Source organism: Kaistia sp. MMO-174, from assembly GCF_037147815.1.
Lineage (GTDB): Bacteria > Pseudomonadota > Alphaproteobacteria > Rhizobiales > Kaistiaceae > Kaistia > Kaistia nematophila.
Genome location: NZ_JBBCUO010000002.1, coordinates 339,420 through 362,170 on the forward strand (window position 1 = coordinate 339,420; position 22,751 = coordinate 362,170).

Sequence of the window (22,751 nt, forward strand, 5' to 3'; positions counted from 1 at the left end):
GGCCATCTCTCCGAGGCGCACCGATGAAATAGGACAGTAATACTGTCTTAAATTGCCGGCAAGAGAATATTGCGGTGCAGCATCGATCGGGCGATGTTCTTGCGGCTGACGGATCGCCGGCGACGATCTAGCATGGCCGGCAGCGATGGGCCGGATTGACCACAGCCAGCCACAGGGGAAATCGATGAGCGAATTCAGGATCATCCGGGGTGGACGCCTGCTCGACGCGGCGGGGCGGGCGGCGCCGCTGCGCGATATCCTGATCCGCGACGGCGCCATCCTCGAGATCGGCGCTCCGGGTCTTGCCGCGCCGGACGACGCGGAAGTCATCGACGCCGGCCGGCATTTGCTGCATGCCGGCCTCGTCAACGGCCACACCCATGGCACCGGCGCGCTGACGCGCGGCTACCGCGACCGCTTCAACCTGGAACTCCTGCTGCTGGCGACGCCGGCGCGCTTCGCCAACCAGTCGCTGGAGATGAAGTACCTCAACACCTATCTTGGCGCGGTCGAGATGGCGATGAAGGGCTGCACGCTCGCCTTCGACCTGACTTTCGGCCTGCCGGTCGCCTCTATCGAGGAACTGGAGGCGATGGGCCAGGCCTATCGCGATGCCGGCATTCGCGCCGTGATGGCGCCGATGCTGGCCGACACCACGTTCTATCGCGGCATTCCGGGGCTGGTCGAAAGCCTGCCGGACGATCTGCGTACGCTGGCGAAGATCGACGGCGCGCCGGCGACCGAACGCGTGCTGGCGCTGATGGGCGAGGCGCTGAAGCGCTGGCCGCATGACCGCGACCACGTCAAGCTCGGCATCGCCCCCACCATTCCGCTGGTCTGTTCGGACGAGCTGATGCTCGGCTGCGACCGGCTGGCGCGCGAGCACGGCACCGTCATCCAGAGCCATATCGGCGAGGCCAAGATGCAGGCCGTCTCGGCCATCGAAAAATATGGCAAGACCATGCTGGCCCGCGTCGACGACCTCGGCGTGCTCGGGCCGCATTTCTCCATCGCCCACGGCATCTGGCTCGACGACGACGACCTCCGTCGGGTCGCCGAAAAGGGCTCGTCCATCTCCCACAATGCCGGTAGCAACATGCGCCTCGGCTCCGGCATCGCCGATGCCCGGCGGATGCTGGAATTCGGCATCAACCTCGCCATCGGCACGGATGGCGCCGTCTCGTCCGATAACCAGAACATGTATGAGGCGATGCGCGCCGCCGGCCAGGTCGCCGCCGTCCGCCAGCCCGATCACCGGCGCTGGCTGACCGCGCCGGAGATCATCGACGCGGCGACGCGAGGCGGGGCGCAGATGGCAGGCTTCCACCATGTCGGCGCCATCGCGGTCGGCAAGCGGGCCGACATCGTCTTCCTGAGCCTCGATCATCCCAACTGGATGCCGATCAACGATCCCTCGACGCAGCTGGTCTTCGCCGAGGATGCGACCGCCGTGCGCCATGTCATGGTCGATGGCCAGTTCATCGTCCGCGACGGCCGCCATCTCGCCTCCGACATGGCGTCGCTCGCCGACAAGGCCGAGGCGGCGCGCGACCGGATGCTGGAGCTGAACGCCGCCGAGATCGCCAAGGTCGAGACGCTGGAGGACGCGGTGACCGGCTTCTGTCGCGGGCTGTCGATGAAGCCCTATCGCGTCGAGCGCTACGCGGCGTTTCCCTGCGGCTGCGACGAGGCCTCCGGCTTCGCGGCGACGCCGGCCTGACGCGCGGCAGAGCGGCGCGCCGATGTCTTCGCCGGCAGCAGGCGGCGGAAGATCGCCACGGCCAGCACGGCGAGCACGATGCCGCCGATGATCCAGGCGGGGCGGATGCCGGCGGCGGGATTGAAGTTGGTCGGCAGCACGCGGCTGAAGGCGACGCCGATCTTCAGATAATAGTAGAGCGCCTCGCCGAAGGCCGTCGCCACCGTCACGGCGGCGCCGAGGAGGAAGGTCGCCGGCAGCGTCGCGATCCGCGCCTCGCCGAGCCAGGCCGCCAGCAGCCGCCAGCCGAGCAGCCAGACCGCGATCGCCGTGATGACGATCGGCTCGGTGACGCCGAGCTTCGACTGCAGGAAGAAGTGCAGCGCGGCCAGCAGGATGATCGGGTAGACGAGGTGGTGCAGGCGGCGCCAGTTGAGGCCACCCATGCGCTTCATCATGCCATTGGCGGAGGTGATCGCCAGCGGCGTCAGCAGGATCAGCACCATCAGCCCGATGGTGAGATAGACGCGGGCGAAGATCTCGGAGACGACCTTCGGGACGTCCCAGGCGAGGTCGCCGGCATAGGCGACGAGGTGGATGATTCCATAGGCGAACACCGCATTGCCGAGGGTGCGGCGGACGAACACCAGTTCCGGCCAGCGCCAGACATGGCGCAGCGGCGTGATCGCCAGCGTCAGCAGCAGGAAGCGGACGGCCCAGAGGCCGGTCTGGTGGTTGATCTCGATCATCTGGCGCGGGCCGAGCGTGCCCATCAGTGCGCGCGCGACCAGCCAGAGGCCGGGCAGGAACACGCCGGCGAAGACGATCGCCTTCAATGGCGAGAAATCGCCCTTCCTGTCCTGCCAGGGATAGAGGCGGGCGGCCGGCGCGGCGGATCGATTCATCGGGACCTCATGCAATCGCTGTCAGTCCTCTTACGTGACCAGACGGCGATTTGTGTCACCGGCGTGATCAGCTTTCCGTGAGCGGGCCCATTTCGGCCAGTCGTTCGAAGGCGGTGGGACGCGGCGGTTCGAGGCCCAGATGCGCCCGAATCCGCGCCGCGCACTCGGCCGGGCTGAGGCGGGACGTGTCGACTTCGAGGTCGTAGATGCCGGGAACATGGACCGCGTGTTGCCAGCGCAGGACGGGGGCGGGAACAGGCTCTTCCGCTGTGCCGACCGCGTAGAGGCCCTCGCGCCCCGCCTGTCCGGCATTGCGCCGCGCCATGATCGTTTCGATGGGGCAATGGACGCCGACGAACAGCACCGGCAGGCCGGCCAGCCGGCGGGCGCAATCCGGCAGGATATCGAGCGGCTGCGAATAGTCGTCGTGATGGGCGATATCGACGACGACGTCGAAGCCGAGCCGGCTATGCGCCGCGATCGACTCGTAGAGCGCCGCGTAGAAGCGCGGCACCAGCGGTTCGAGATCCGGCCGCTCGCCACCCGGCCGCAATCCGAGGCCAGGCCGAAACGGCGGCGGGGTGATGGTGTTGATGTAGCCGTCGACGCCGAGGTTCATCCAGGCACGACGGGCGTCTTCCTGCAGGGCGGCCGCGATGCTCGATTTCCCGGATCGCGGCGCGCCGTTCAGGATGACGATCTGCCCAGGGGCAGAACCCGGCTTCACGACCGCTGCCTAGGCGTCGACGCCGACCAGTTCGCTGCGCCAGGGCGGATTGGCGCCGGCGCGCGAGCAGGTGATCGCGGCGACGCGGTTGGCGAAGTCGAGTGCGTCCTTGAGGGCCTCGGGGTCGATGTTGCGCACGCCATCGATGGTGAGGTGGCCCTTCTCTGAAAGTCGCGCCAGCAGGCCGCCGGTGAAGCTGTCGCCCGCGCCGACCGTGTCGGCGATGGTGACGGGGATGACGGGGCTGAACACCGGGCCGGTCGGCGTATAGGCGGTGACGCCATTGCCGCCCCGCGTGACGACGACGAGACCGGTGCCGGCGGCAAGCCAGCCGGCCGCGACCGTCTCCGCCGCGACGCCCGGATAGAGCCATTCGAGGTCGGCGCCGGAGATCTTCACGATGTCGGCGCCATGCGCGAATTTCTCGACGTTGGCGCAGAAGGCATCGCGGTCATGGATCAGCGTCGGGCGGACATTGGGGTCGTAGCAGATCACCCGCTTGCCGCGATTGGCGTCCATGACGGCGGAGAGGCGGCTGACGATCGGTTCGGGAATGAGCGAGATCGAACCGAAATGGATCGCCTCGACCTCGTCGCCGATTGGCTCATGCGCGGCGGGATCGTGCAGGCGGCCGGCCGAATTCTCGTCGAAGAAGGCGTATTGCGGCTCGTCATGCAGCAGGCTCACGAAGGCAAGCGTCGTCGGGCGCGCCGACAGGCCGGTATATTTCAGGCTGACCTGCGAGCGCTTCAGTTCCTCAACCAGCATTTCGCCGAAGAAGTCGGTCGAGATACCGCCGAGGAATCCGGTCGGAATGCCGAGCCGGCCGGTGGTGAGCGCCACATTGTAGGGCGAGCCGCCGACCTTCGGCTGATAGGAATCGTTCCCGCCAGTATCCTTGACCGGCAAGAAGTCGATCAGTGCCTCGCCGCAACTCACGATCATTCGGTGATCCTCCCGCTGGTCTCTATCGCCCATGCCCATTAGCGGAAGCGCGTCGCGCCGCCAAGCGGGGAGGCTGCGATCCGATGTCCGCGTGTGTCGCCCGCGCCTTTGCCCTATAACGGCCTTGCGACGGTGGCATCCGCCGGTCGTCGAACCATTTTGCCGGAAACGACCGAAAAGCCATGCCGTCAGACGTTACGCTCTGGGGCGCCCTGATCGCGGGGTTGCTGTCCTTCATCTCGCCCTGCGTGCTGCCGCTCGTGCCGCCCTATCTCTGCTACGTCACCGGACTCAGCCTCGACGAGGTGGTGGGGACGAAGGCCGACGCCCGCATCCGTCGCATGGTGCTGCGCTCGTCCTTCGCCTTCGTGCTCGGCTTCACCACCGTCTTCGTGCTGCTCGGCGCCACCGCCTCGGTGCTCGGCCGCATGGTGGCGCGGCAGCAGGAGATCCTCTCCGTCGTCGCCGGCCTCGTCATCATCGTCATGGGCCTGCATTTCCTCGGCGTCTTCCGCATCGCCTTCCTGCAGCGCGAGGCGCGCGTCCAGGTCGCGAACCAGCCGGGCGGCCTGGTCGGCGCCTATGTGCTCGGCCTTGCCTTCGCTTTCGGCTGGACGCCCTGCATCGGTCCGGTGCTGGCGGCGATCCTCGCCGTCGCCGGATCGCAGGATACGGTCGGCCGCGGCGCCGGGTTGCTGGCGATCTATTCGCTCGGCCTCGGCATTCCCTTCATGATCGCCGCCGGCTTCGCCGAGCGCTTCATCGGCGGGCTGCGCCGCTTCCGCCGCCATATGCCGATGGTGGAGAAGGCGATGGGCCTGTTCCTGATCCTTGCCGGCGTTCTGTTCCTGACCGGCCAGATGACGGCGATGTCGTTCTGGCTGCTCGAAACCTTCCCGGCGCTGTCGCGAATCGGCTGAACCTGCCATCGGATGGCGTGTTCTCGCTCGTTCTTTGTCGCCCAACTCTGGCGGCAATGGCCGGTTAGGCAATTCGCTTCATAGCTACGCCCAAGCTCTTCGCCCTTTCGGAGGAAACATGCCGGATCGCACTTCGCTCGCCATCGTTCTCGCCGCAGGTGAGGGCACGCGCATGCGCTCGGCCCTGCCCAAGGTGATGCATCCGGTGGCAGGCCTGCCGATGATCGGTCATGTGCTGAAGACCGCGACCGGCGCCGGCATCGATCGTTTCGCTGTGGTCGTCGGCAATGGCGCGGGCGCGGTGCGCGACTTCGCCGCCAAGGCGGCGCCTTCCGCGGTCCTGGTCGAGCAGGTCGAGCGGCTCGGCACGGCCCATGCCGTGCTCGCGGCGCGCGCGGCGCTCGAAATCGCAGCCGATGACGTCCTGGTGCTCTACGGCGATACGCCGCTCGTCACTGCCGAGACGCTGGCCCGGATGCGGGCGGAACTCGCCAAGGGCGCCAGCGTCGTCGTGCTCGGCTTCCGCCCGGAGATTCCGGCCGGCTATGGCCGCCTGATCGAGCGCGACGGGCAGTTGATCGCGATTCGCGAGGAGCGCGAGGCGAGCGACGACGAGCGGGCGATCGGCTTCTGCAATGCCGGGCTGATGGGCTTTCGCGGCGAGACGATCCTGGCGCTGCTCGACGCCGTCGGCAACGACAACGCCAAGGGCGAATTCTACCTGACTGACGCCGTCGAGATCGCCAATGCGCGCGGCCTCGGCGTCGTCGCCATCGAGGCGGACGCGGCCGAGGTCGGCGGCGTCAACACACGCGCCGAGCTCGCTGATATAGAGCGCATCTGGCAGGGGCGGGCGCGGCAGGCGGCGCTGCTTGCCGGCGTCACCATGACGGCGCCGGAAACCGTGTTCCTGGCGCATGACACCAAGCTTTCACGCGACGTCGTCATCGAGCCGAACGTCTTCTTCGGTCCCGGTGTCACCGTCGATGAAGGCGTCGTCATCCACGCCTACTCGCACCTGACCGGCGCGCATCTGGAGCGCGGCGCCGAGATCGGCCCGTTCGCGCGGCTGCGCCCGGGCGCGCAGCTCGGCCCGAAGAGCAAGGTCGGCAATTTCGTCGAGGTGAAGAACGCCGAGATCGGCGCCGGCGCCAAGATCAGCCACCTGACCTATATCGGCGACGCCAAGGTCGGCGCCGAGGCGAATGTCGGCGCGGGAACGGTTACCGGCAACTACGATGGCTACGACAAGGCGCTGACCGTTATCGGCGAGGGCGCCTTCATCGGTTCGAACAGCGTTCTGGTCGCGCCAGTGACGATCGGCGACGGCGGCTATGTCGCCTCGGGCAGCGTCATCACCGAGGATGTGGCGCCGGATGCGCTGGCGATCGCCCGCGGGCGGCAGGTGGAGAAGCCCGGCTGGGCGGCCCGCTTCCGCGAGTTGAAGGCCAAGACGAAGCGGGTCCGCGTCTAGGGCTGCGCCTTTCGGTGTAGGCGCGAAACAGGAAGTGATTTCCGGCACTTGGCCCGAAAGGCTAAGAGGCGTCAGGATTTGACTTGGACTAGGGTGCCCGTTTGGGCGCCGCGAACGGGGATGAGCTACATGTGCGGAATTATCGGCATTCTGGGTCGGACGCCCGTCGCGCCTCTTTTGGTCGATGCGCTGAAGCGCCTGGAATATCGCGGCTATGATTCCGCCGGCATCGCGACCTTGGAAGACGGTCATCTCGACCGGCTGCGCGCCGAGGGCAAGCTGCGCAATCTCGACCTGAAGCTGGCTGGCTCGCCGCGCTTCGGCCTCGCCGGAATCGGCCACACCCGTTGGGCGACGCATGGAGCGCCCACGGAGCGCAATGCCCATCCGCACGCGACCGAGCGCCTCGCCGTCGTCCACAACGGCATCATCGAGAATTTCCGCGAGCTTCGGCTGGAGATGGAAGCGGCCGGCCGCACCTTCTCGTCCGATACGGACACCGAGGTGATCGCCCATCTGGTGACGGTCAATCTCGCCGCCGGGATGGCGCCGAGAGAGGCCGTCCAGGCCGTTCTCGGCCGGCTCACCGGCGCCTTCTCGCTCGCCTTCCTGTTCGAGGGCGAGGACAACCTGCTGATCGGTGCCCGTCGCGGCAGCCCGCTCGCAGTTGGTTGGGGCGATGGCGAGATGTTCCTCGGCTCCGACGCCATCGCGCTCGGCCCGTTCACCGACGAGATCACCTATCTGAACGATGGCGACTGGGTCGTGCTGACGCGGTCGAGCGCCGAAATCTACGACGAGGCCGGCAACCCGGTGTCGCGCCCGCTGACGCAGTTGCAGGGCACCACCCATGTCGTCGACAAGGGCAATCACCGCCATTTCATGGTCAAGGAAGTCCATGAGCAGCCCGAGGTCGTCGGCCACACGGTCGCGCACTACCTGGATCTCGTGAACGGCAGCGCCAAGGTGCCGGCCGGCATCGACTTCGCCGCCATTGACCGGCTGTCGATCACCGCCTGCGGCACGGCCTTCTATGCCGGTTTCGTCGCCAAGTACTGGTTCGAGCGCTATGCGCGCCTGCCGGTCGATATCGATATCGCTTCCGAGTTCCGCTATCGCGAGCAGCCGCTCTCGAAGGATGGCCTCTCCATCGTCATCTCCCAGTCGGGCGAGACGGCGGATACGCTGGCGTCGCTGCGCTATGCGAAGGGCGAGGGCCAGAAGATCGCGGCCATCGTCAACGTGCGCGAATCGACCATCGCCCGCGAGGCCGATTTCGTGCTGCCGACGCTCGCCGGCCCCGAGATCGGCGTCGCCTCGACCAAGGCCTTCACCGCCCAGCTCTCCGTGCTTGCGGCGACGGCGGTAGCGGCCGGCAAGGCGCGCGGCATGCTCTCTGGCGACGAGGAACACGCGCTCGTGCGCGCGCTCAGCGAGGTGCCGCGCCTGATGCACGAGGCGCTGAAGCTGGAGGATCAGATCGAGGCGCTCGCGCGCGACCTCGCCAAGGTCAAGCATTGCCTTTATCTCGGCCGCGGCACCAGCTATCCGATCGCGCTCGAAGGCGCGCTGAAGCTGAAGGAAATCTCCTATATCCATGCCGAGGGCTATGCGGCCGGCGAGCTGAAGCATGGTCCGATCGCGCTGATCGACGAGGACATGCCGGTCGTCGTCATCGCCCCCTTCGACCACATCTTCGAGAAGACCGTCTCGAACATGCAGGAAGTCGCGGCGCGCGGCGGCCGAATCATCCTGATCACCGACAGGAAGGGTGCCGAGGCCGCCGCCATGGATACGATGGCGACGATCATCCTGCCGGAAATGCCGGCCAGCGTGACGGCCCTCGTCTACACGATCCCGGTGCAGCTGCTCGCCTATCATACGGCGGTGTTCATGGGCACGGACGTCGACCAGCCGCGCAATCTGGCGAAGTCGGTTACCGTCGAATAGCGCGCGGCGTAGAGGAGCCTCGCCGGAACGAATCCTCCGGCGAGGCCGTTGCTAACGAGTATCTTCTGGTCATCCGTATGCCAGCCGTCATAATGGCGGAGGGCAGGCAGGAATCAGGCGCGCGGGCGGTGGAATGAGCCTTCAGGATCCTCAACTCCCTCCGGTCGGCGAGACGGGCGGCAGTCGGCTGATCAAGCGGCTGCGAAACTACTTCCTTACCGGCCTCGTCATCGCGGCGCCGATCTCGATCACGATCTACCTGACCTGGTCGCTGATCAAATGGATCGACGGCTGGGTGAAGCCGGTCATTCCGCTAGAATACAGCCCGGACGCCTATCTGCCGTTTTCCGTGCCCGGCTTCGGCGTGTTCGTCGCTGTGGTGGCGCTGACGCTGCTCGGTTTCCTGACGGCGAATTTCGTCGGCCGCTCGCTTGTCCGCTTCGGCGAGCAGCTGCTGAACCACACGCCGCTCGTGCGCAATCTCTACAGCGCGCTGAAGCAGTTGTTCGAAACGGTGCTGTCCGGCAAGGGCGGCAAGTCGTTCCAGAAGGCGGCGCTGTTCGAATTCCCGCGAAAGGGTGTGTGGTCGATCGTCTTCATCGCGACGGAGACCAAGGGCGAGATCCGCCAGCGGATCAGTGAGAATGGCGAGGAATGGGTCACCGTCTTCCTGCCGCCAACGCCGGCGCCGACGGCCGGCTTCATGATGTTTGTCCGGCGCTCCGAACTGATCGAGCTCGACATGACGGTGGAAGAGGCGGCGAAGCTCGTCATTTCGGCCGGGCTCGTCGCCCCTGATTACGAGCCACCGGACCGCGTGCCGGTCGATCCGCCGGCTCCCGTGCTGACAAGGCGATCCGGCGGTTGATTGCAGAAACAAAGGAGGGCCCGGTCGATGACCGGGCCCTCCTTGTTTGGATCGCTCCGCGATCAGAAGCGGTAGTTGAGACCTGCGCGGACGATGCTGGCCGACACGTCGCCGCGGCTCGAGGCCTTGTCGCCGGCGCCGAAATCGAAGTCGAACGTCTTCGAGCCGAAGTCGGTGTAGAGGTATTCCGCCTTGACCGACCAGTTGCTGTGGGCGATCGCCCATTCCGCGCCGGCGCCGATGGCGTAGCCGACCATGGTCTTGCTGTTCGACTGCGAGAATTCCGGTCCGGTGAAGGCGCCGGGAACGCCGCCCTGGACGCTGAGGCCGGCCTTGGCCTGGCCGACGGCGAGACCGCCGGTGCCGTAGATCAGGACGTTGTCGATGGCGTAGCCGACGCGGGCGCGCAGCGTGCCGAACGACTGCAGCTCGGCCGAGGTCTGGTAGTAGGGGCCCTGCACCGAACCGAGGAAGCTGGACGAGGTCTTCAGGTCAGCGGCCTGATAATCGGCCTCCGCGCCGAACACCCAGCTGTCCACCTGGTAGTTGTAGCCGATCTGCGCGCCGCCGAGGATGCCGTCGACGCTGGACGAGCTGTCCGCGCCCGGGAAGGTCTGGGCGGGATTGAAGGTGCCCTGGCCGATGCCGACGAGCCGGCCGGTGGTGGTCATCGAGTTTTCGGTGGTGTCGATGTCGCCCCAGCCATAGCCGGCGTTGAGACCGATGTAGAAGCCGGTCCAGGAGAACGGGGCGGCCGCTGCCACCGGCGCCGCTGCCGGCTCATAGGTGAGGTCGGCGGCCAGCGCGGGCGAGGCGACGAGCAGCGTCGTGGCGAGCAGGGCGAGCTTGGAGGCGGTCATGGCGGGTTCCCAGCAATTGTGTGAACCAACCCTAGCGAAACTCATTCAAAATGCTGTTGCATCTGCGCAACTGAATCGCTGGCAATATCATATGGTTGACGAAATATTTCAGGCGACATGAGGCCGGGTCAGCCCTCGCCGGCCAGGCTCCGGCGGGCCTTGTCCAGCTCTTCGGCATAGCGCCGGAACAGATGCGCCTCTGTCAGCAGGCCGACGACGTGCCGGCTGGACGCGTCGTCGACGACGACCAGTTCTTCGCTCTCGGCCTCGTCGAACACCTTGGCCGCCGTCTGCGCGCTCATGTTCGGAAACAGCATCTTGTCGGGTTGTCGGCAGAAGGGATGGATCGTCGCGTCCTCGGCTTCGTCGGGCAGCGGCGTCGAATGGATCTCGGCCACCAGGATGATGCCGGCATAGCGCCCGCTCGTGTCGGTGACGATGACGCGCTGGGTCGAGCCGAGCGGGAACAGGCTGCGGAAGGCGTCGACGGGCATGGTCGCGAGTACGCTGCGCACGTCGGTTCGCATCATCCGCCCGACGGTCAGGCCGCGCAACCAGCCGACGTCGATGGCGCTGCGGATCGTCTCGCCGCGCAGGTGCAGGCGCCAGGTTGAGAACGAATAGCCGAAGAATTCGCGCACGGTGATCGCCGAGAGGATCGAGGCGGCCAGCACGATGCCGGTGATGGCGAGGTCGCCGGTCGCCTCCAACGCCAGGAAGGTCATGGTGAGCGGGCCGCCGACGATGCCGACGCCAAGCGCGCTCATGCCGACGATGGCGGCGGCGATGGGGTCGACCCCGGCCGAGGGCGCCAGCCAGGTCACCAGCATGGCGAACAGCTTGCCGACGATGACGCCGAGGAACAGCGAGGCGAAGAACATGCCTCCGCGAAAGCCGGATCCGAGCGAGATCGACACGCCGGCGATCTTGAGCGCCAGGACTGTCAGCAGCAGACCGACCGGCACGACCTCGACCAGGTTGAGGTGCATGGCGCCATGGCCGGCGGCGAGCACCTGCGGGCTGTAGAGGGCGAGCGCGCCGATGATGGCGCCGCCGACCGCCGGGCGAATGGCCCGGGGAAGACGGCTCTTCTGGAAGGCCAGTTCGACCAGCGTCACCAGCCGCATGATGCCGATGGCGGCGAAGCCGGCGACGACGCCCAGAACGAGATAGGGCGGATAGTCGGCCGCATGCATCGTCAGCGCGTTCGGCACCTCGATCGAGTAGGCCGCGGCGCCGAGGCCCTGCGCCACGAGGAACCCGGCGATCGAGGCGGTCATCACCGGCGCGATGTTCGCCACCGTATAGACGCCGATGATCAGCTCGAAGCCGTAGAAGGCGCCGGTCAGCGGCGCGCTGAAGGCAGCCGCGATGGCGCCGGCGGCGCCGCAGCCGACGACGGTGCGCAGGTCCGTGCGACGAAGGTGCAGCCGCTGGCCCAGGCGCGAGGCGATGGCGCTGCCGACCTGGGTATAGCCGGCCTCGAGGCCCACCGAGGCGCCGGAGCCGTTGGAGATGATGGCTTCCACTGCGACGCGCAGGCTGTCGCGTAGAGACATGCGTCCGCCGTGCAGCGCATTGGCCTCGATCGGGTCGACGATCTGGCGGGCGCGGCGGAAGAACAGAAGGTAGAGCGCGCCCAGCAGCAGGCCGCCGCCGGCCGTGGCGGCGGCGCGCCAGGGCGGAGAGATCATCGCCGAGGCGCTGAGATAGCCGTCCGGCGCGATATCGAACAGGAGGACGTGCAGCCATTGCGCCAGCCGGCTCATCACCGTCACCGCAATGCCCGCGAGGCTGCCGATCAGCGCCGCGACGATCAGCAGCGACGGTTCGCGCGTGCGGATCAGGGCGCGTGCGCGGCTCATGGCTCGTTCGGGGAGGGTGGAAAGTCCCATGTCCGTCGGGATTTCTCGGTGATGACGTCCGTTGATAGCCGCGCGCCCGTTGATACGCACGCTTGATGTCACAATCACGCTGCCAAACGGCTTCAGCCGGCGCGCAGCAGCTTGATCGCCTCGTCGCGGCCGAAGAGATAGAGCAGAAGCTGCAGCGCCTTGCCGCGCGGCGATTGCAGCGCCGGATCCTTCTCGACGATCAGGCGCGCATCGTCGCGGGCGATCTCGAGCAGGTTTGCATGATGCTCGAAGCGGGCGATCTTGAAGCCCGGCGTACCCGACTGGCGCGTGCCGAGCAGTTCGCCTTCGCCGCGCAGGCGCAGGTCCTCCTCGGCGATGCGGAAGCCGTCCTCGGTGTCGCGCATGATGGCGAGGCGATCATGCGCCACTTCGCCGAGCGGACCCTTGTAGAGCAGCAGGCAGGTCGACGCTTTCGAGCCGCGTCCGACGCGGCCGCGCAGCTGGTGCAACTGGGCGAGGCCGAAGCGCTCGGCGTGCTCGATCACCATGATGGTCGCGTCCGGCACGTCGACGCCGACCTCGATCACCGTGGTGGCGACGAGGATGCGGGTTTCGCCGCGCTGGAAGCGCTTCATCGCCTCGTCCTTCTCGGCCGCCTTCATCCGGCCATGGACGAGGCCGACGACGGGTCCGAGCGCGGCCTGCAGATCGACGAAGCGATCCTGCGCGGCGGCGGCGTCGACCTCTTCCGATTCCTCGACCAGCGGGCAGACCCAATAGGCCTTGGCGCCCTCGGCGATGGCGGCGCGGATGCGCTCCACCACCTGGTCGAGGCGCTCCAGCGGCACGGTGCGGGTTTCGATCGGCTGGCGGCCGGCCGGCTTGTCGGGCAGTTTCGACACGTCCATGTCGCCGAAGGCGGTCAGCACCAGCGTGCGCGGGATCGGCGTCGCCGTCATCACGAGGATGTCGGTGGCGGCGCCCTTGGCGGAAAGGGCGAGGCGCTGATGCACGCCGAAGCGGTGCTGCTCGTCGACGATCGCCAGCGCAAGGTCGTGGAACTCGACCCCGGCCTGGAACACGGCATGGGTGCCGACAACGAGATCGATGCAGCCGTCATCCAGTCCGGCGAGGATCTCGGCCCGCTCCTTGCCCTTCTCTCGGCCGGTGAGGATCGCCATGCGGATGCCGGCGGCATCGGCAAGCGGCTGCAGCGTCTTGGCGTGCTGGCGGGCCAGCAACTCGGTCGGGGCCATCAGCGCCGCCTGGCTGCCGGCTTCGATGACGATCGCCGCGGCCATCAGCCCGACCATGGTCTTGCCGGAGCCGACGTCGCCCTGCAGCAGCCGCAGCATCCGTTCGCCGGAGGCGAGATCCTTTTCGATATCGGCGATCGCCGCCTGCTGGCTGCCGGTGAGCGAAAAGGGCAGGGCGGCGGTGATGGCGCGGCGCATTCGTCCGTCGCCGACCCGCGCGCGTCCGGCGGCGCGGCGCAGATTGGCGCGCGTCAGCATCAGCGCCAGCTGGTTGGCGAGGAATTCGTCATAGGCGAGGCGGCTGATCGCCGGCCCCTCCGGCGCCAGCTCGGCCGGCGTCGCCGGCGTGTGCACGGTTTCGAGCGTCGGCTTGAAGGCGGCCCAGCGTTGGCGCGACATCAAGGTGGGGTCGAGCCATTCCGGCAGTTCGGGCAGGCTGTCGAGCGCCCCGCGCAAGGCGCGGCCAAGCGTCTTGCGCGCCAAGCCGGCGGTCATCGGATAGACCGGCTCGACCATCGGCAGCTGTTCGAACGCCTCGCGGTCGACGATATGGTCGGGATGGACCATTTGCGGCCGGCCGTTGAACCATTCGACCTTGCCGCTGACGAAACGCGTCTCGCCGACCGGCATGGTGCGTTCGAGGAAGCTGTTGTCGCTGCGGAAGAAGACGAGCGCGATCTCGCCCGTGTCGTCATGCGCCATGACCCGATAGGGCACGCGCCGGTTGCCGCGCGGCGCCGGCATGTGGCGGTCGATGCGGACTTCGAGCGTGACGATGGCGCCTTCCGGCGACAGCGCGATGCCGGGCTGGTTGCGGCGGTCGATCAGGCCGACGGGGATATGCAGCAGCAGGTCCGCGACGCGGGGCGGTTCCGGCGCGTCGCCGCCGACGAGTAGGCGCCCCATCGCCTCGCCGATCTTCGGGCCGACCCCGGCCAGGCTGGTGACGGGGCGGAACAGCGGATTCAGGATTTCGGGACGCATCGCGGCATGATTCTCCTCGGCCGGGAGATTAGAACGTTCTGGCAACCTTTCGCCATGGCGGAGGGCAGGGTAGGAACAGCACAAATTGTGCGTGAGAGACCGATGAATCAGGAAGCAACCACCGGCGTCTATGGCAACCCACCGGCAGAGCTGGCGGACTTGCCGCGCGAGGCCGTCCAGTTTTCGCCGCTGATGCCGGGGAGCGCGGCGCTCGAACGCTGCGCGGAGGGTTCGCTCGCCGGCATGGTGATGCTGGCGCCGCCCGGCACGATCGAGCGCCGGCACGACATCGCGCTGGCGCTGCGCGCGTTGCGGCCCGGCGCCCAGCTGACCGTGATGGCGCCGAAGGACAAGGGCGGCTCCCGGCTCGCCAAGGAGCTGAAGGCCTTCGGTTGCGAGATGAGCGAGACCGCGCTCCGCCATCACCGCGTCCTTGTCGGGCCGCGGCCGGAGGACCTCTCCCGTCTCGCCGAAGCGATCGCGGAAGGCTCGATGCGGCTGGTGGAGGAGACCGGGCTCTGGTCGCAGCCGGGCGTGTTCTCGTGGAACCGCGTCGATCCCGGCAGCGCGCTGCTCCTGAAGCATCTGCCGCAGCTTTCCGGCCGCGGCGCCGATCTCGGTTGCGGCGTCGGATATCTGGCGCGCGCCGTGATGGAGATGTCGACCGTCGAATCGCTTGCCATGGTCGATATCGACCGGCGCGCCGTCGAGGCGGCGGCGAGGAACGTCACCGACCCGCGCGCCACGATGACGTGGGCGGACGTTCGCAAGGCGGGAACGATCCCGGAGAACCTCGATTTCATCGTCATGAACCCGCCCTTCCATGACGGCGGCGCCGAGGACCGCTCGCTCGGCCAGGCCTTCGTCCGGCGCGCCGCCGAGAGCCGGCGCAAGGGTGGCCGCCTCTGGCTGACGGCGAACCGGCACCTGCCGTATGAGGACCATCTGAAGACGCTGTTCGCCCGGGCCGACCTGGTTGCCGAAGCGGAAGGCTTCAAGATCTACGAGGCACGCAAATGAGCAAGTCCGGCGGCAAGGCAAGCTTCCCGACGGCCCGGCTCGACCGGCTGCTCGCAAATCTCGGCTATGGTTCGCGGCGCGAGGTGCAGGGCCTGATCCAGGGCGGCCGCGTCATTCTCGATGGCGAGGCGGAGACCGATCCGGCCCAGCACGTCTATGTGAAGCCCGACCTCGCCACTCGCATGACGGTGGCGGGCGAACCGCTCGATCCGCCGCCCGGCATGGCGCTGATGATCCACAAGCCGCTCGGCGTCACCTGCTCGCACAAGGAAACCGGCGCGCTGATCTATTCGCTGCTTCCGGAACGCTGGCGCCGCCGCGATCCCGTCATCTCCACCGTCGGCCGTCTCGACAAGGAGACGTCGGGCCTGCTGCTGATGACCGATGACGGCGCGCTGCTCCATCGCATCATTTCGCCGCGCCACCATGTGCCCAAGCGCTACCAGGTGACGCTCGACCGGCCGCTCAATGGCGACGAGGCGGCGCTGTTTGCGGCCGGTGGGCTGATGCTCGAGGGCGAGGACAAGCCGCTGCTGCCGGCCGAGATGGAGAGCGCCGGCCCGAAGCAGGCGACGCTGACCCTGCATGAGGGCCGCTATCATCAGGTCCGCCGCATGTTCGCCGCCGTCGGCAACCATGTCGTGGCGCTGCATCGCGACCGCATCGGCCTGCTCGACCTGCCGGCTGATCTGGAAGCCGGCTCGTACCGTCTTCTGACCGCCGCCGACATCGACGCGGTGTTCGGAGCCTCGGCGTGACCCTTCCCGGTTCGAAATTCTACGACGTCGTCGTGCTCGGCGCCGGAGCCGCCGGCATGATGTGCGCCATCGAGGCGGGCAAGCGCGGCCGCTCCGTCGCCATCGTCGACCATTCGCCCTCGGCCGGCGACAAGATCCGCATTTCCGGCGGCGGCCGCTGCAACTTCACCAACATCAACGCGTCGGCGAAAAACTTCATCTCGAAGAATCCGCGCTTCGCCATCTCGGCGCTGTCGCGCTACACGCAGCGCGATTTCATCGCCCTCGTCGAGCGCTACGGCATCGCCTATCACGAGAAGACGCTGGGCCAGCTCTTCTGCGACGGCTCGGCCAAGCAGATCATCGAGATGCTGGTTGCCGAGATGCTGCGCCATGGAGTCGAGCTGCGGCTGGGCACCGAGATCAAGCGCGTCGAGCACCGCGTCGATGGCGGCTTCCGCGTGGCGCTTTCGACCGGCGACGTCGTCTGCAAATCGCTGGTGATCGCCACCGGCGGCAAGTCGATCCCGAAGATGGGTGCCACCGGCTTCGGCTACGAAATCGCCAGCCAGTTTGGCCTGAAGCTGGTCGAGACGCGGCCCGGCCTGGTGCCGCTCACCTTCGACCCGGCGACATTGGCGCGCCTGGAGCCGCTTTCCGGCATCGCCGTTGACGCCGTCGCCCAGCATGGCAAGACGCGTTTCGCCGAGGCGATGCTCTTCACCCATCGCGGCCTTTCCGGGCCTGCGATCCTGCAGATCTCGTCCTATTGGCGGGAGGGCGACGAGATCACGCTCTCCATGCTGCCCGGTATCGACGTATTCGCAACGCTGAAGGCGGCGAAGGCGGAGCGCGGCAAGCAGGCGCTGCAGACCGTTCTCGCGACGCTGTTGCCGAAACGGCTGGCGCAGCTGATCGCCGAGGCGGAGCAGGGGCCGGCCAACCTCGCCGACTTTTCCGACAAGGCGCTGCGCCGCGTCGAGGCGGCGACCAACGCCTGGCGCGTCAAGCCACTGGGCTCCGAGGGCTACCGCACCGCCGAAGTGACCCTCGGCGGCGTCGACACCGACGAACTGGACCCGAAGACGATGGCGGCGAAGGCGGTTCCGGGCCTCCATTTCATCGGCGAGGTCGTCGATGTCACGGGCTGGCTCGGCGGGTACAATTTCCAGTGGGCCTGGTCGTCCGGCTGGGTGGCGGGGCAGGCGGTCTAGCCTGCCCCTTTTCATTCATTCGGCGAGAACTCCGGATTTCTTCGCCGCGAAGATCGCCAGCGCGTCCATCAGCGGCGGCGACAGGCAGTCATAGGGTTCGAGGCCGAGTTCACGGATGCGCGCGCGCACCGCGCCCATGCGGTCCGGCTTCACGCCTCCCTCGATCAGCGACGAGATGAAGGCGCCGAACTGCGGCGCCTGCCAGCCTTCCTCGCGCGAAAGTTCGGTGTGGACGAAGGTCAGGCCCTTGAAGGCATGATCCTTCTCGACCGGCCCGTGCATGTGCACGCCGCAGACCTTGCAGGCATGGCGCAGGATGGTGGCGGCCGGATTGACGATGGCGAGCTTGTCGCCGTTCTCCGCCACGCGGACATTGGCGGTCGGCGCGACAGCGACGATCGAGACAATGGCGCCCTCGGGCTTCCAGCACTGGGTGCAGCCACAGGCATGGTTGTGGGCGACCTGGCCCTTGATCTCGACCTTCACCGGCTTGTCGAGACAGTGGCAGACCAGCGTTCCGCCGGCGAAATCGTCCGCGCCCTTGCGGAGGCCGTGATCGATGGCGGGGTGCAGAAGGACCGTGGCAGGCATTTCAGGCTCCCTCGTTCGTTCTTGCCGGAGGATCCGGTTCGAGCAAGGTAGCGCTGACGTAGCGTCAAGGAAACGGGTTGGCTGTCGGCCCGCGAAGAATTGCATGCGCGGGCGCGCAGACGAAAACGGCCATGCCGGGGGTCGAAGCTCCGCGACATGGCCGTTGAAGTGTCGTCCAGTGAGGCCGACCTAGCTGAGGCCGCTCGCCTCGTCGAGGCCGAGAACCAGGTTCAGGTTCTGCACGGCGGCGCCCGAGGCTCCCTTGCCGAGATTGTCGAGCAGGGCGACGAGGCGCGCCTGACCGGCGCCTTCGGTGCCGAAGGTGAAGAGCTTCATCCGGTTGGTGCTGTTCAGCCCTTCGGGATCGAGGCCTGTCATGGCGCCCGATTCCGCGAGGCTAGCGACGGTGACGAAGCGCTCGCCGGCATAGTGGGCGGAAAGCGCCTCGTTCAGCGCGGCCAGCGACGGCTTGCCGGGGATCAGGTCCAGATGCAGCGGGATCTCGACGATCATGCCCTGCGCATAGCGGCCGACGGAGGGCGCGAAGATCGGGCGCAGCTCAAGCTGGCCGTGCTTCTGGATTTCCGGAACATGCTTGTGCTGCAACGGCAGCGCATAGATGCGGAAATTCTCGTGCGTGTAGTTCGGCGCGTTCGGATCCTCGAACTCGGCGATCATCGACTTGCCGCCGCCGGAATAGCCCGAGACGGCGTTGATTGTCACCGGCCAGGAGCCGGGCAGGAGACCTGCCGACACCAGCGGCCGCAGTAGCGCGATGGCGCCGGTCGCGTAGCAGCCCGGGTTGGAGATCCGCGTCGAGCCGGCGATCTTCGCCCGCTGCGCCTTGTCCAGCTCGGCAAAGCCATAGGTCCAGTCGGCAGCCGTCCGGTAGGCGGTCGACGCGTCGATCACCTTGACCGCCGGATTGTCGATGAGGCTGACGGCTTCCCTGGCCGCGGCATCCGGCAGGCAGAGGATGACGGCGTCGGCGCCGTTCAGCAGCTCTGCCCTGGCCGCCGTCTCCTTGCGACGCTCGGGCGCGATCGACAAAAGCTGGATGTCGTCGCGGCCTTCCAGGCGCTGACGGATCTGCAGACCCGTCGTGCCGGCTTCGCCGTCGATGAAGACCTTGGATACCATGGGCTTGCCTCCGTTCAGGCACCAGAAGATGGGGGCTTCAGCGCCACCCGCAAGGATGTCGCGTCAGCATGACCCTGCGATGAAGCAGGACCGCATAGAAAAAGGGCGCTGCGGTTGCCCGAAGCGCCCTTTCGAAAACGTCGCGAGGACGCTGATTAGCGCTTCGAGAACTGGAAGCTGCGGCGGGCCTTGGCGTGGCCGTACTTCTTGCGCTCGACGACGCGGCTGTCGCGGGTCAGGAAGCCGCCCTTCTTGAGGACGGTGCGCAGCTCGGGCTCGTAATAGGTCAGAGCCTTCGAGATGCCGTGACGGAGCGCGCCGGCCTGGCCGGACAGACCGCCGCCGGCGACCGTCGCGTTGATGTCGTACTGGTCGGTACGCGAGGCAACGCCGATCGGCTGCTGGACGAGCATCTGCAGAACCGGGCGAGCGAAGTAGCCGCGGTATTCCTTGCCGTTCACGGTGATCTTGCCGGTGCCCGGCTTGATCCAGACGCGGGCAATGGCGTTCTTGCGCTTGCCGGTCGCGTAGGCGCGGCCCTGGGCGTCAAGCTTCTGCACATGGACAGGAGCCGCGTTCTCGGTCGAGATGACGGCGAGGTCCTGGAGGGACTGGAGATCAGCCATGTTCAGGCAATCCTCTTGTTCTTGGCATTCAGGGCGCCGACGTCCAGCACTTCCGGCTGCTGGGCTTCATGCGGATGCTCCGAGCCGGCATAGACGCGCAGGTTCTTGAGCTGGCGACGGCCGAGCGGACCCTCGGGGATCATGCGCTCGATGGCCTTCTCCAGAACGCGCTCGGGGAACTTGCCCTCGATGATCTGGCGCGGGCTGCGCTCCTTGATGCCGCCGATGTAGCCGGTGTGCCAGTAGTACCGCTTGTCGGTGTACTTGGCGCCGGTGAAGACGACCTTGTCGGCATTGATGACGATGACGTTGTCGCCGTCGTCGACATGCGGGGTGAAGCTGGCCTTGTGCTTGCCGCGAAGGCGGTTCGCCACGACGACGGCGAGACGGCCAACGACCAGCCCTTCAGCGTCGATCAGAATCCACTTCTTCTCGACATCCGCCGGCTTGGTGGAAATGGTGCTCATTGTTGAACTCGTTTTCTCGTGCCCTTCGCGGGCAGGATTAGCGGCAACAGGACGCGTGGTCCTGTCGTTCGTGGCCGGTGTTTAGCTTGGAGCACGGATTCCGTCAAGCATCGCTAAAAAGTCGATGTTTGAAATAGACGTTTGATATCAATGGTTTGCGTATATGGTATTATTTTACCCTATAGCGCGATCCATTTGCGCCGTCCAAGCGGGCTCAATCTATCGCGGATGAGCGTGGCGGGCACCCGAAATGCGTGAAGTCGGAGGATAGCCGGCGAGGGGTCGCAGCCGCCATCGCGAAGCGTGCTATGGGATGGTTCGGGGTGAGCCGCGTCGGCTCGCAAGGCTTTTGGGGGATTGGATCATGTGGACGGTCTGGAAGCATCCGCTGGTGAAGTGGATCGTGTTGCTGGTGCTGCTGGGCGCGACCGGCGCCTTCATTCTCGCGACGACGTAGCGGGGAGGCGGGCTTCCCGCTCCATCCGGCGCCGTCCAGGCGGGACGGTGCCGGTCGGGCGGATTGTCGCGTGGCGGAGCTGGTTGACCGAAGGGGCCGGCCACCGGCCGCGCGAACGTCACGCCGTCATGCTGCTGTGCGGTGAATGACGGAGAACGGACCCTGTACCCGGCGGGCTGATCGGCTATGCTGCCGGCCGTATCGTGACGGGGAAGACCAGATGACGGATGTAGGCCTCGCACCAAGGCTCAGCATTGTGACGCTCGGTGTCGCCAACGTGCAGAAGGCACGGGCATTCTACGAATCGCTTGGCTGGCAGGCTTCGGCAGTGAGCCAGGAAGAGATCGTGTTCTTCCAGCTTTCCGGCGTGGTGCTGGCTCTTTTCCAGCGCAACGCCCTTGCCGACGACGCGAATGTCTCGCCGGCCGGCGACGGTTTTCGCGGCGTGACGCTGGCGCATAATGTGGAGAGCGAAGCCGAGGTCGATGCGGCGCTGGCGCATGCCGAGAATTGCGGCGCGCGCATCATGAAGCCGGCCACCAAAGTGTTCTGGGGCGGCTATTCCGGGTATTTTTCCGATCTGGACGGCCATCTCTGGGAGGTGGCCTACAATCCCTTCTTCCCGTTTGATGAGGCCGGTCGCCTCGCACTGCCAGGGCCCCAGTCATGAAGCATCTTCTTTGCAGTTGCGCGTTCGTCGCCCTTTTCGGTTCGGCCGCCTTCGCCGCCGAGGATCCGGCCAACCAGGTCAAGCCCTATGAGGCGGTCACCGTCACCTATGACACCACGGGAACGGACGACGCCGAGCTGAAGGCGCTCGTCGAAACGCTGAAGACGGCGATCTCCACCGGCGACGTCGGCACGCTCAAGGCCAATGCCGCGCCGGAGGTGAAGATCTATTCGCCGATGATCGGATTTCCCGACGCGACCCCGCCGGCGGCGCTGCCGGACCCGGAGAAGCATCCGGGCGACCAGCGGCTCGACGAGGCCGCGACGCTGACGGCGACGGGCGATGTCGACTACAGCCGCGAGGATCTCGACGGGCTGGTCGTCGACCTGTTTGGCAATGCGCTCGATTCGGGAACGATCGGCCATTCCAAGACGGCGGGCGGCGCCATCTGCTCGCCGGCCGAGCCGATCTTCGACCGCGACAAGGCGATCGCCGTGGCGGATGCCGCCGGCGTGCCGTCCGGCAATCTCTGGATCCTGTCGGAAGATACCGAGTTCCACGAAAAGCCTTCCGAGACTTCTGCCGTGCTGGTGAAGCTGCCGGCCGGCACCATCGTGCCGTTCGTCGAGGGCTCGGTCGATGGCGAGGATGGCGATGCCGACTGGTATTCCGTGGCGCTGCCGTCCGGCAAGATCGGCTACTCGACCAATGACATCTCGCTCGGCTTCCAGGCGACCAGCGTCTGCTACGGCAAGGTCGACGGTAAGTGGATGGTCACCGCCGTGGTTGTGCCCGGTCTCTGACGCATGGACCATGATCACTACGACGACGCCTATCTTCGCGACATCCTGACCGCGACGAAGACGATCGCCCTGATCGGCGCCAGTCCGAACCCGGCCCGTGCCAGCCATGGCGTGCTGGGCTACCTGACGCGCGAGGGCTACGAGACCTATCCGATCAATCCCGGCATCGCCGGGCGGGAACTGTTCGGCCGCATGGTCTATCCGCGCCTGGCCGACGTGCCGGTTGCGATCGACATGGTCGATGTCTTTCGCAATTCGGAGGCGATCGGCGGCGTCGTCGACGAGATCCTGGCGCTTCCGGTGCTGCCTAAGGTCATGTGGCTGCAACTCGGCATCCGCAATGATGCGCAGGCGGCCCGACTGGAGGCGAGGGGCGTCCGGGTCGTCATGAACCGTTGCCCGGCGATCGAGCGACCGCGTCTGATCGGCTGAAGGATTTTTGCGGCCGGGGCCGCGATGGGAGGATGAATTTTCGCCGGGCGCGGCTTCCCGGCGAAATGCATGGCTGCGATTTGCAACTCTGCCGGGTTATCGGTGGAGTTGAGGACCGTTCCGGCGGAACCATCAAAATCAAGAGAGTGG

21 protein-coding genes are annotated in these 22,751 nt (G+C 66.9%); 11 read left to right on the top strand and 10 right to left on the bottom strand.

Annotation, left to right across the window (positions count from 1 at the left end):
• Positions 1–184 precede the first annotated feature (184 nt).
• Entirely contained in the window at positions 185–1,720 is a 1,536-nt protein-coding gene (locus WFK98_RS07575) for an amidohydrolase family protein (RefSeq protein WP_336799806.1), read from the top strand.
• Here WFK98_RS07575 and WFK98_RS07580 read toward each other — a convergent pair.
• The 3 genes from WFK98_RS07580 to WFK98_RS07590 form a co-directional block, all read right to left on the bottom strand.
• Positions 1,660–2,604 carry a sulfite oxidase heme-binding subunit YedZ gene (locus WFK98_RS07580; RefSeq protein WP_336799807.1) on the bottom strand — a complete coding sequence of 315 codons (945 nt, stop codon included), beginning with the start codon at positions 2,602–2,604 and terminating at the stop codon, positions 1,660–1,662. The two genes, WFK98_RS07575 and WFK98_RS07580, sit on opposite strands and share 61 nt — an antisense overlap.
• Before the next feature lie 67 nt (positions 2,605–2,671).
• The gene (locus WFK98_RS07585; RefSeq protein ID WP_336799808.1) at positions 2,672–3,331 is read right to left on the bottom strand and encodes a chloramphenicol phosphotransferase CPT family protein; all 660 of its coding nucleotides are present in this window, start codon (positions 3,329–3,331) and stop codon (positions 2,672–2,674) included.
• 9 nt (positions 3,332–3,340) lie between these two features.
• Positions 3,341–4,276: a carbohydrate kinase family protein gene (locus WFK98_RS07590; RefSeq protein WP_336799809.1), complete on the bottom strand. Its 936-nt coding sequence runs from the start codon at positions 4,274–4,276 to the stop codon at positions 3,341–3,343.
• Positions 4,277–4,458: 182 nt separating this feature from the next.
• On the opposite strand from WFK98_RS07590, the gene WFK98_RS07595 reads away from it, so the two are divergent.
• The 4 genes from WFK98_RS07595 (at position 4,459) to WFK98_RS07610 (ending at position 9,488) form a co-directional block, all read left to right on the top strand.
• Positions 4,459–5,196 carry a cytochrome c biogenesis CcdA family protein gene (locus tag WFK98_RS07595; protein WP_266337410.1) on the top strand — a complete coding sequence of 246 codons (738 nt, stop codon included), beginning with the start codon at positions 4,459–4,461 and terminating at the stop codon, positions 5,194–5,196.
• A 118-nt stretch (positions 5,197–5,314) separates the two neighbouring features.
• Positions 5,315–6,670: a bifunctional UDP-N-acetylglucosamine diphosphorylase/glucosamine-1-phosphate N-acetyltransferase GlmU gene (glmU, locus tag WFK98_RS07600; RefSeq protein WP_336799810.1), complete on the top strand. Its 1,356-nt coding sequence runs from the start codon at positions 5,315–5,317 to the stop codon at positions 6,668–6,670.
• 129 nt (positions 6,671–6,799) lie between these two features.
• Positions 6,800–8,620, top strand: coding sequence for a glutamine--fructose-6-phosphate transaminase (isomerizing) (glmS, locus tag WFK98_RS07605; protein ID WP_336799811.1), 1,821 nt, complete (start codon positions 6,800–6,802; stop codon positions 8,618–8,620).
• Between the two features lie 133 nt (positions 8,621–8,753).
• The gene (locus tag WFK98_RS07610) at positions 8,754–9,488 is read left to right on the top strand and encodes a DUF502 domain-containing protein (protein ID WP_266337413.1); all 735 of its coding nucleotides are present in this window, start codon (positions 8,754–8,756) and stop codon (positions 9,486–9,488) included.
• 62 nt (positions 9,489–9,550) lie between these two features.
• Here WFK98_RS07610 and WFK98_RS07615 read toward each other — a convergent pair whose 3' ends face one another.
• The 3 genes from WFK98_RS07615 to recG all read right to left on the bottom strand — a co-directional run bounded on the left by WFK98_RS07615 (position 9,551) and on the right by recG (position 14,444).
• Positions 9,551–10,348, bottom strand: coding sequence for an outer membrane protein (locus tag WFK98_RS07615; protein ID WP_266337414.1), 798 nt, complete (start codon positions 10,346–10,348; stop codon positions 9,551–9,553).
• Positions 10,349–10,476: 128 nt separating this feature from the next.
• Entirely contained in the window at positions 10,477–12,213 is a 1,737-nt protein-coding gene (locus tag WFK98_RS07620) for a chloride channel protein (protein WP_336799812.1), read from the bottom strand.
• 122 nt (positions 12,214–12,335) lie between these two features.
• Positions 12,336–14,444 (bottom strand): ATP-dependent DNA helicase RecG, encoded by a 2,109-nt coding sequence (recG, locus tag WFK98_RS07625; protein WP_336799813.1) that lies wholly within the window; start codon positions 14,442–14,444, stop codon positions 12,336–12,338.
• A 102-nt stretch (positions 14,445–14,546) separates the two neighbouring features.
• Between recG and WFK98_RS07630 the strand changes: the two genes are divergently transcribed.
• Genes WFK98_RS07630 through WFK98_RS07640 form a run of 3 tightly spaced genes read left to right on the top strand, consistent with a single transcriptional unit; the run spans position 14,547 to position 17,415 of the window.
• Positions 14,547–15,464, top strand: a complete 918-nt coding sequence (locus WFK98_RS07630; protein WP_336799814.1) for a class I SAM-dependent methyltransferase — start codon at positions 14,547–14,549, stop codon at positions 15,462–15,464.
• Positions 15,461–16,222: a pseudouridine synthase gene (locus WFK98_RS07635; RefSeq protein WP_336799815.1), complete on the top strand. Its 762-nt coding sequence runs from the start codon at positions 15,461–15,463 to the stop codon at positions 16,220–16,222. Before WFK98_RS07630 ends, WFK98_RS07635 begins: the two co-directional genes overlap by 4 nt.
• A 56-nt stretch (positions 16,223–16,278) precedes the next feature.
• Positions 16,279–17,415 carry an NAD(P)/FAD-dependent oxidoreductase gene (locus WFK98_RS07640; RefSeq protein WP_420909608.1) on the top strand — a complete coding sequence of 379 codons (1,137 nt, stop codon included), beginning with the start codon at positions 16,279–16,281 and terminating at the stop codon, positions 17,413–17,415.
• Between the two features lie 15 nt (positions 17,416–17,430).
• Here the strand turns inward: WFK98_RS07640 and gfa are convergent, their stop codons facing one another.
• The 4 genes from gfa to rplM all read right to left on the bottom strand — a co-directional run bounded on the left by gfa (position 17,431) and on the right by rplM (position 20,239).
• Positions 17,431–18,006 (bottom strand): S-(hydroxymethyl)glutathione synthase, encoded by a 576-nt coding sequence (gene gfa / locus WFK98_RS07645; RefSeq protein ID WP_336799816.1) that lies wholly within the window; start codon positions 18,004–18,006, stop codon positions 17,431–17,433.
• A 189-nt stretch (positions 18,007–18,195) separates the two neighbouring features.
• Positions 18,196–19,146 carry an N-acetyl-gamma-glutamyl-phosphate reductase gene (argC, locus tag WFK98_RS07650; protein WP_336799817.1) on the bottom strand — a complete coding sequence of 317 codons (951 nt, stop codon included), beginning with the start codon at positions 19,144–19,146 and terminating at the stop codon, positions 18,196–18,198.
• Positions 19,147–19,301: 155 nt separating this feature from the next.
• On the bottom strand, positions 19,302–19,772 hold the full coding sequence (gene rpsI, locus WFK98_RS07655) for a 30S ribosomal protein S9 (protein ID WP_266337422.1): 471 nt from the start codon (positions 19,770–19,772) through the stop codon (positions 19,302–19,304).
• Between the two features lie 2 nt (positions 19,773–19,774).
• Positions 19,775–20,239 carry a 50S ribosomal protein L13 gene (gene rplM / locus WFK98_RS07660; protein WP_266337423.1) on the bottom strand — a complete coding sequence of 155 codons (465 nt, stop codon included), beginning with the start codon at positions 20,237–20,239 and terminating at the stop codon, positions 19,775–19,777.
• Between the two features lie 677 nt (positions 20,240–20,916).
• On the opposite strand from rplM, the gene WFK98_RS07665 reads away from it, so the two are divergent.
• From WFK98_RS07665 to WFK98_RS07675, 3 genes are read left to right on the top strand one after another with little or no spacing between them, the layout of a single operon-like run.
• Positions 20,917–21,366, top strand: coding sequence for a VOC family protein (locus WFK98_RS07665; RefSeq protein ID WP_336799818.1), 450 nt, complete (start codon positions 20,917–20,919; stop codon positions 21,364–21,366).
• Positions 21,363–22,169, top strand: coding sequence for an SH3 domain-containing protein (locus WFK98_RS07670; RefSeq protein ID WP_336799819.1), 807 nt, complete (start codon positions 21,363–21,365; stop codon positions 22,167–22,169). The genes WFK98_RS07665 and WFK98_RS07670 overlap by 4 nt, the downstream gene beginning before the upstream one ends.
• A 3-nt stretch (positions 22,170–22,172) precedes the next feature.
• Positions 22,173–22,601 (top strand): CoA-binding protein, encoded by a 429-nt coding sequence (locus tag WFK98_RS07675; protein WP_266337426.1) that lies wholly within the window; start codon positions 22,173–22,175, stop codon positions 22,599–22,601.
• Positions 22,602–22,751: the final 150 nt, after the last annotated feature.

Bases quoted from the DNA above. Each gene is read 5' to 3' on its own strand.
- WFK98_RS07575 (WP_336799806.1), top strand. From the start codon at position 185: ATGAGCGAATTCAGGATCATCCGGGGTGGACGCCTGCTCGACGCGGCG.
- WFK98_RS07580 (WP_336799807.1), bottom strand. From the start codon at position 2,604: ATGAATCGATCCGCCGCGCCGGCCGCCCGCCTCTATCCCTGGCAGGAC.
- WFK98_RS07590 (WP_336799809.1), bottom strand. From the start codon at position 4,276: ATGATCGTGAGTTGCGGCGAGGCACTGATCGACTTCTTGCCGGTCAAG.
- WFK98_RS07595 (WP_266337410.1), top strand. From the start codon at position 4,459: ATGCCGTCAGACGTTACGCTCTGGGGCGCCCTGATCGCGGGGTTGCTG.
- glmU (WP_336799810.1), top strand. From the start codon at position 5,315: ATGCCGGATCGCACTTCGCTCGCCATCGTTCTCGCCGCAGGTGAGGGC.
- glmS (WP_336799811.1), top strand. From the start codon at position 6,800: ATGTGCGGAATTATCGGCATTCTGGGTCGGACGCCCGTCGCGCCTCTT.
- WFK98_RS07610 (WP_266337413.1), top strand. From the start codon at position 8,754: ATGAGCCTTCAGGATCCTCAACTCCCTCCGGTCGGCGAGACGGGCGGC.
- WFK98_RS07615 (WP_266337414.1), bottom strand. From the start codon at position 10,348: ATGACCGCCTCCAAGCTCGCCCTGCTCGCCACGACGCTGCTCGTCGCC.
- WFK98_RS07620 (WP_336799812.1), bottom strand. From the start codon at position 12,213: ATGAGCCGCGCACGCGCCCTGATCCGCACGCGCGAACCGTCGCTGCTG.
- recG (WP_336799813.1), bottom strand. From the start codon at position 14,444: ATGCGTCCCGAAATCCTGAATCCGCTGTTCCGCCCCGTCACCAGCCTG.
- WFK98_RS07630 (WP_336799814.1), top strand. From the start codon at position 14,547: ATGAATCAGGAAGCAACCACCGGCGTCTATGGCAACCCACCGGCAGAG.
- WFK98_RS07635 (WP_336799815.1), top strand. From the start codon at position 15,461: ATGAGCAAGTCCGGCGGCAAGGCAAGCTTCCCGACGGCCCGGCTCGAC.
- WFK98_RS07640 (WP_420909608.1), top strand. From the start codon at position 16,279: ATGATGTGCGCCATCGAGGCGGGCAAGCGCGGCCGCTCCGTCGCCATC.
- gfa (WP_336799816.1), bottom strand. From the start codon at position 18,006: ATGCCTGCCACGGTCCTTCTGCACCCCGCCATCGATCACGGCCTCCGC.
- argC (WP_336799817.1), bottom strand. From the start codon at position 19,146: ATGGTATCCAAGGTCTTCATCGACGGCGAAGCCGGCACGACGGGTCTG.
- rpsI (WP_266337422.1), bottom strand. From the start codon at position 19,772: ATGGCTGATCTCCAGTCCCTCCAGGACCTCGCCGTCATCTCGACCGAG.
- rplM (WP_266337423.1), bottom strand. From the start codon at position 20,239: ATGAGCACCATTTCCACCAAGCCGGCGGATGTCGAGAAGAAGTGGATT.
- WFK98_RS07665 (WP_336799818.1), top strand. From the start codon at position 20,917: ATGACGGATGTAGGCCTCGCACCAAGGCTCAGCATTGTGACGCTCGGT.
- WFK98_RS07670 (WP_336799819.1), top strand. From the start codon at position 21,363: ATGAAGCATCTTCTTTGCAGTTGCGCGTTCGTCGCCCTTTTCGGTTCG.
- WFK98_RS07675 (WP_266337426.1), top strand. From the start codon at position 22,173: ATGGACCATGATCACTACGACGACGCCTATCTTCGCGACATCCTGACC.